Origin of the sequence: uncultured Thermosynechococcus sp. (genome assembly GCF_938074695.1) — a bacterium.
In the GTDB taxonomy this organism is placed as follows: Bacteria; Cyanobacteriota; Cyanobacteriia; order Thermosynechococcales; family Thermosynechococcaceae; genus Thermosynechococcus.
The window spans coordinates 21,122-28,597 of the sequence record NZ_CALJEM010000023.1; the positions used below are offsets into that span (position 1 = coordinate 21,122).

Consider the following 7,476-nt stretch of genomic DNA (forward strand, 5'->3'; position numbering starts at 1 on the left):
TACGAGAGAATTCTCTTGAGACCCTAGGCAATTCATATAATGGGAGAAGACTTTCTGCAACGAAAAGGCGGGACTTTTGGGCTATGCCTGCTGCTCCATTGCCAGCAAATGAACCGGAACGGCAACGTGCCCTTGAGCAGTATCGAGTTTTAGATACGCCTCCGGAACCAATCTTTGATGAGATTACCAATTTAGCAGCAGCCATTTGCCAAACCCCCATTGCTCTCATCAGCCTCATTGATCGCGAGCGGCAATGGTTTAAGTCGAAAGTGGGCATTGAGATTTGTGAAACCCCCCGCTCCATTGCCTTCTGTGCCCATGTGATCTTGCAATCAGAGTTGGTGATTGTCCCCGATGCCCGTCTTGATCCACGTTTTGCCGATAATCCCGTTGTCACAGGGCCACCCTATATTCGCTTCTATGCCGGGATGCCCTTAATAACTCCCCGTGGCTACGGCATTGGCACCCTCTGTGTGGTGGACTACCAGCCGCGTGAGCTAACACCAGTTCAACAGCAAACCTTGCGCACCCTCGGTCGGCAAGTCGTCAACGAACTGGAGCTTCGCCGCCACTTGGAGGTGACCCGGCAGCACCTAGCCCATATCCAGAGGCTGAGTAGCCTACAGGAGGCTATTTTTAACAGTCGTAATCACGCCATCATTGTTACCCGCCCGGATGGCATCATTACGCTCATGAATCGAGCTGCCGAAGAATGGCTGGGATATCCTGCCTCAGAATTAGCGGGTCAAGCCACTCCAGAACGCTTCCATGATCCCCAAGAGCTGGAAAGATACGCTCAGATTTTAAGTGCCCAACTGGGGGAATCCATCCCTGGGGGGTTTGAGACGCTCGTGGCACGGGCACGACGAGGCTTGGCAGATCGACAGGAGTGGACACTGGTACGACGGGATGGCTCTCGCTTTCCTGTATCCCTTTCTGTCACCCCCATTCATGACGGTCAAGGGCAACTCATTGGCTTCTTGGAGTTGGCCATTGATATTAGCGACAAGAAAAAAATTGAGGCGGAACTGCGACTGCGGGAGCGAGCGATTATTGCCAGTACCAATGGCATTGTAATTACCGACTACCGCCAACCGGATAATCCCATTATCTATGCTAATCCTGCCTTTGAACGCATCACCGGTTATCGCTTGGCGGAGGTCATTGGCAAAAATTGCCGCTTTCTTCAGGGGCGCGATCGCCATCAACCGGGGGCCGAAGCAATTCGTAATGCGCTTAAAAAAGGCCAATCCTGCCGGGTGGTTCTGCGCAATTACCGCAAAAACGGCCAGCCCTTTTGGAACGAGCTTGCCATCTCACCGATTTATAACGAATTTGGTGAAATTACCCACTACATCGGCATTCAAAGTGATGTCACTGAACGGCAGCGGGCACAGCTCTTTTTACAACAGCAGGTAAAACGCACGCTGATTCTCAACCGTATTACCGAGGAAATTCGCCAGCAAATCGAGCGCGAACACATTTGTCGCACAGCCGTCCAGCAGGTGGGGACGGCCCTGAATGTCAGTCGTTGCCTCCTATTTGTGTATCAAGAGAATGCCCCTTCACCCATGGAACTGGTGGCGGAGTATTGTGCGCCGGGGGTGGCCTCCGTCAATGAGTGCGACCTTGATTTGGCACAGATACGGGGGTCATTTTTGGAGTCGGTCTTTGCCTCGGACGAAGTCTTTAGCTGCGATGATGTCACTACCGACAATCGCCTGATTGCCCTCCATGAGTACTGCGAAGCCCTGAGTGTGAAGTCTGCGGTGATTGTTCGCACAGCCTATCGCAATCAAGCCAATGGGTTACTCGTTTTGCACCAGTGCGATCGCCACCGACGATGGACAGAGGCTATTAAAAGTGTGCTCAAGAGCGTAGCGGCCCAAGTGGGGATTGGCCTTGCCCAAGTGCAACTGCTCGAACAGGAGACCCGCCAGCGTCAGCAACTACAGCAGCAAATGCAGCGGGCATTGCTCTTGAATCAAATCACCGAACAGATTCGCCAGAGCCTCGATCCAGAAACCATCTTTGAGACAACTGTCATCGAAATTGGTCGTGCTTTTGGGGTCAGTCGCTGTTTGATTCACCGCTACGAGCCGGGACCACCGCCGTGTATTCCCGATGTGGCGGAATATTTGCAACCGGGCTACCCCTCAATGAAAGGGGTGAATATTCCTGTGGAAAATAACCCCCACGCCTTGAAAGTCCTAGAAAGTGATGCCGCCGTTGTTTCCCATGATGTGACCCAAGATCCTCTCCTAGCCAATGCAGAGAAACTATGCCGCCGGTTTGAAATCAAGTCCATGCTGGCCATTCGTACGTCCTATAAAGGAGTGCCCAACGGCATTATTGGCCTGCACCAGTGCGATCGCCGGCGACAGTGGACCCCTGAGGAAATCGAACTTCTAGAGGCGGTGGCCGCTCAAGTAGGGATTGCGATCGCCCAAGCGGAACTCCTGCGCCACGAACAGCAGCAGCGACAATTGCTGGCGCAGCAAAACCAAGAACTTGAACAGGCGCGCCTGCAAGCGGAACTCGCCAACCGTGCCAAGAGTGAATTTTTGGCCACCATGAGCCATGAAATCCGCACACCGATGAATGCTGTTTTGGGCTTTACCAACTTGCTCTTAGATACGCCCCTCAATGAGCAGCAACGGGACTTTTTGCAAACCCTGCACCAGGCCGGTGAGACATTATTAACGATTATTAACGACATTCTTGACTTTTCCAAAATTGAATCGGGCAAGTTGGTACTAGAGCAGCAGCCCTTCGATGTACGCGAGTGTGTAGAGGACGTCCTGAGTTTATTGGCCAGCAAAGCCGAGGAGAAGGAGTTAGAGTTACTCTACACCTGTACGCCGGAAACTCCTGCCCAAATCAGAGGGGACGTGACACGGCTGCGGCAGATTCTCGTGAACTTGGTGGGCAATGGCATTAAGTTTACCCACGAAGGCCAAGTGGTGGTGCATGTGGGAGTGGCCAGGCAAGAGGGTAAGGATTTTCTCCAATTTCAAGTTCAGGATACGGGCATTGGTATTCCCAGCGATCGCCTAGATCGGCTCTTCAAACCCTTTAGCCAAGTGGATGCCTCCACAACACGCGAGTATGGCGGTACCGGGTTAGGGCTGGTCATTAGCAAGCGCCTCTGTCAGTTGATGGGCGGCGATATGTGTGTTGAGAGTGTTGAGGGTCAGGGCACAACATTTACCTTTACGATCCTCGCCCAAGGGCAAAAACCCTATGTGCCGCCGGCGGCTCACCCTGCCTTAGAAGGCAAGCATGTCTTGGTTGTGGATGACAATGCGGCCAGCCGTGAGAATCTCTGCACACTGCTACAAAACTGGGGTATGATTCCTGTCGGGTATGGTGATCCGCACTGCGTTCTGGAGGCACCGCCCCAGTGGGATTTGGCGGTCATTGATTTGAATATGCCCCAAATGACGGGGCTTCAGTTGGCAGAACGATTGCAATCAGGGGATGGCTTCAAGCAACAGCCTATTATCCTGCTCACTCCTCTGAGTTGGCTGCAGACCGCTAGCCGCAAGGAATTGATCACGGCTCACGTGCCCAAACCAATCCGCCCCCTCACCCTACGTCAAACTCTGATTAAGACCCTCAGCAGGGAATCGGCAAGTGAGCCTGCCCTGACAACAACAAGCATTGATCCCACCTTGGGCAGTCGCTTCCCGCTGCGGATTCTCCTGGCCGAGGACAATGCTGTTAACCAGAAGGTGGCGTTGCATATTCTCAAGCGGCTGGGTTACCGTGCCGATGTGGCAGCCAATGGCCTCGAAGTACTTGAAGCCCTCCAACAGCGCCCCTATGATGTTGTGCTCATGGATGTGCAAATGCCCAAGCTGGATGGTCTTGAGACCACTGAACGCATTTGTGCCCAATGGCCTCCTGGTCAACGCCCTTGGATTATTGCCATGACGGCGAATGCCCTCGCGGGCGATCGCGAGCGCTGCTTTGCGGCGGGCATGGATGACTACATCAGTAAACCGATTAAGATCGAAGACCTTGCCACTGCCCTCAGCCGCTGTCGCTGTCTCAGTCCCAAGACCACCTATCCGCAACTGTGGAACCCCCTTGGGTTTGACAGTGATCAGAAGGGCTGAGAGTCTCTAACCTAGAGATACTTTGCCAAGAGTAGGTGGAGTTTCTCCTTGGTTGCGGCGGGTACCTTGTCAAGGGGAGTGAGAATCGCGTTTTTCAAGGCACGGTGGGCTTTAGAGGCAGGCGGATTGGCATGAAGACGTTTGACGGTTTCGCAAATAATGGCTTGGGCATTTCTGACATTGCGCTGCAAGTTGTCAATAATCATTTCCACCGTTACCGAGTCATGCTCTGGGTGCCAGCAGTCGTAGTCCGTTACAAGCGCCAGCGTTGCATAGGCAATCTCTGCTTCGCGAGCCAATTTGGCCTCCGGTAGATTCGTCATGCCGATAACAGTGCCGCCCCACAGGCGGTACAGGTTGGACTCTGCTAGCGTGGAGAAGGCAGGACCTTCTATACACACATAGGTGCCCTGACGATGGAGAGTGACATCGGGCAAGTTGAGATCGGCGATCGCATCCGCCAGAATGCCGGCCAGGGCAGGACATACCGGCTCGGCAAAACCAACATGCGCTACAATGCCATCGCCAAAGAACGTCGAGATGCGGTTGCGGGTACGGTCAATAAATTGATCTGGCACAACCATATCGAGGGGCTTTACCTGTTCTTGTAGGGAACCCACCGCCGAGGCAGAGAGCAGATACTCGACCCCCAGGGACTTAAACCCATAGATGTTGGCACGAAAGGGAATCTCCGTCGGCAGCAAACGGTGATCACGGCCATGGCGCGCCAAAAAGACGACAGGAACCCCAGCAATCTTGCCGCAGATAAAAGCATCGGAGGGATCGCCAAAGGGAGTGGTCAAGCGCACCTCTTCGACATCGGTAAGGGCGTCCATTTTGTAGAGACCACTGCCGCCGATAATGCCAATTTTTGCAGTCATGGAGATTCCTAAAATACCAACGGGCAATAGCTTAGCATTCTTGAAGAGGTTTAGATGCTCCTGAGAGCGTTGAACTGGTAGTTGGACCCCTTGGGGCCATTGGGACCGGGTGCCGCCTGAACCAGAGGAACCCGATCAAACGTCCCACTGACGGTTTGCCCCTGAATTTGCACTCCTTGGCGAAGCAGTTGTTGGGTACTGGCGCGATCGCCCCCTTGAGCCATTGCTTGAGCTAGCGCCTGCGTTGCATCGTAGGCAGTGGTTGTACGCCAACTAATCTGCCCCCGCCAAGCCTGGGCAGCCTGCTGAGCAAAAGGATCACCGGGGTTAGTACTCCAAGGCACTGCTAAAATCATGCCGTTGATGGCGCTATCCCCTTTGATCAGCAAATCCGGGCTATAGAGTTGATCACTCCCAAACAATTGCACAGGGGTTGTCTGGGTTTGATTGGCAATAGCAAAGGCAACAGCCTCATTCACCCGTGCTCGACTCATGGCTAAAATCACCACATTGGCTCCCGCTTGCTGCGCTGTAGTCATCGCTGTCTTGGCATTAAAGCCAGCAGCGGCTGCATCAATCTGTTGCACCACCTGCGCACCAAACCGAGGTAAGGCTGCCACCAATTTGGTCTTTAACTCATTACTATAGGGACTATCGCTGTTGTACAGCACCGCCACTTTAGCATTGGTCACTTTTTTTGCGGCGGCTTCGGCAAGGGTATTCGCTGCATTGTCAAGGTAGGTATTCAGCAGTTGCCGCCCTTTTTCATTCAGAGGAAGGGTTTGCACCTGCACCTTGCCGTTCCCTTGGGGGGTGACATTTGTGGTCAGGGGAGAAAGGGCGGCAATCCCCGCTTGTTCATAAACCTGTAAAGCCGCCCGACTATTGGCATCGGTGCCATGACCCAGTACCCCCTGGATGGAACTGTTGATCAAATCCTCGGCTAGACTGATCACGCCGTTAGGGCTGTTTTCATTGACAATGGCAACTTCGAGAGCACGCCTAGGGGCAGCGGCATTGAAGCGCTCTTGGTACTGGGCTACTCCCCGCAGGATTTCCTTGGCAGTGTCGGGGCTAGTGCCAATGGGAACCACGGTGGCCAGCGTCATCGGCGTACCGGCTTGGCGGGCACGGGCATTGTTCAGATAAATCCGTGCCTCTGGATCATTGGGATCCATCTTCACCAGTTCTTGATACTTGGCGATCGCCTGTGCCCAATCTCCCCGATCAAAGGCAAGGGCTGCCTCCTGCTTGAGGGCTGCTCGCTGGGGATTCGGCTCACTGATGAGGATGCGCTCCCCTTGACTGATGTAGGCCGTGTTGCGAGCAGTGGTTTTGCTCACCAATTGGTTGCCGCTGCCGGTGCCTGCCGTCGGAAGTAAAGTATTGCCGTTGCGGCTGCCCACAAAGATGCGATACCCCAGAAAGCCGATGCCCCCCACGAATAATAAGGCCACCCCAAGGGCCACAGAAACTAACGGCACTTTCGATTTTCCCGCCCCAGTTGCCCCAGTCCCACCCAGCGGATTCATGGCCTCACGGGGCAGTCCACATATCACACAATCGGGGCCGAAGTTTTCATGGGGTGGGTGGGCACCACCGGCATGGGGGTAGGCCTTACCGTTTTTAGGTACGCCATCGCACATCCAAGAGCTGGAAGATGGTGCCATGATGCCCCCTTTGCAGATGAGTTGCAGTCAGTGTGCTGTCCTAGGCGCGGGCGAGAACAGGATTTTCCTCCTCTGGTTCTTCGGTGGCGGTCTCTGCTTCTAGGACAATCGTCATGAAGCGGAGAATGTTTTCATTGAGACGCATAGCGCGTTCTAGGGGGGCGATCGCTGTCCCAGGAGCAGTGTAGGTCATGAGGATATAGTAACCCTCCCGCAGTTTCTTAATTGGGTAGGCAAACCGACGCTTACCGCGATTTTGCACCTTCAGCTTCGTGGCGCCCTGTTCTTCTAAAAACGTGCGCAATTGGTTAATAGTTTGTTCCAGTTGTTCTTCGCCCACGTCGGGACGAATAATGTAAAGCGTTTCGTAGTTGCGGGTAATCATTGCGGTCAACTCCCTTCGGACAAATGGCCTTTTGACAGATGCAAAAAGCAAGGCTTTACAATTCTAGCACCGCAGTTTGCCATTCTTGGCAAGGAGAAAAGTTTCCCTTGAATCAGCTTCCCCGAAGGAAAGCAAGAGCATCTTTAATAGAGCCTCTCCCTGAGCGGATTGCACCCCCCTGTTCCGAGGGATCCTTTGCAAGGGGGGGTAAATTATTTTCTACGAGATGATTAAAAATGCTCAAACCCCCTCCCAGAGCAACTCCGGCGGATTCGACGCAAAAATCAAGGGTTTGTCCATCTGAATAGATCCGTCGGCAAAGAAAAATCCACCCTGAGAAGGCGAGGAGGCCGGTGCGGTTGCATGGTTCACGTCCGCTCTCACGCGCCGGTTCGATAGGATTTGCGTCGAGAGTCTGA

At 53.8% G+C, this 7,476-nt stretch carries 4 protein-coding genes; 1 reads left to right on the forward strand and 3 read right to left on the reverse strand.

Features of this window, described 5'->3' with window-relative positions; all coding sequences use genetic code 11:
• The first annotated feature begins 83 nt into the window (after window positions 1–83).
• Window positions 84–4,121, forward strand: a complete 4,038-nt coding sequence (locus tag Q0683_RS03995; RefSeq protein WP_298976408.1) for a GAF domain-containing protein — start codon at window positions 84–86, stop codon at window positions 4,119–4,121.
• Window positions 4,122–4,132: 11 nt separating this feature from the next.
• Here Q0683_RS03995 and Q0683_RS04000 read toward each other — a convergent pair whose 3' ends face one another.
• The 3 genes from Q0683_RS04000 to rpsF are packed head-to-tail and all read right to left on the reverse strand — an operon-like array spanning window position 4,133 to window position 7,057.
• Window positions 4,133–5,002: an S-methyl-5'-thioadenosine phosphorylase gene (locus Q0683_RS04000; protein ID WP_298615985.1), complete on the reverse strand. Its 870-nt coding sequence runs from the start codon at window positions 5,000–5,002 to the stop codon at window positions 4,133–4,135.
• 50 nt (window positions 5,003–5,052) lie between these two features.
• Window positions 5,053–6,672, reverse strand: a complete 1,620-nt coding sequence (locus Q0683_RS04005; RefSeq protein ID WP_298976411.1) for an ABC transporter substrate-binding protein — start codon at window positions 6,670–6,672, stop codon at window positions 5,053–5,055.
• Window positions 6,673–6,712: 40 nt separating this feature from the next.
• Complete coding sequence (gene rpsF, locus Q0683_RS04010; protein WP_298616021.1) at window positions 6,713–7,057, reverse strand: 30S ribosomal protein S6; 345 nt, start codon at window positions 7,055–7,057, stop codon at window positions 6,713–6,715.
• Window positions 7,058–7,476: the final 419 nt, after the last annotated feature.

Coding starts and splice junctions, on each gene's coding strand:
- Q0683_RS03995 (WP_298976408.1), top strand. CDS start 84: ATGCCTGCTGCTCCATTGCCAGCAAATGAACCGGAACGGCAACGTGCC.
- Q0683_RS04000 (WP_298615985.1), bottom strand. CDS start 5,002: ATGACTGCAAAAATTGGCATTATCGGCGGCAGTGGTCTCTACAAAATG.
- Q0683_RS04005 (WP_298976411.1), bottom strand. CDS start 6,672: ATGGCACCATCTTCCAGCTCTTGGATGTGCGATGGCGTACCTAAAAAC.
- rpsF (WP_298616021.1), bottom strand. CDS start 7,057: ATGATTACCCGCAACTACGAAACGCTTTACATTATTCGTCCCGACGTG.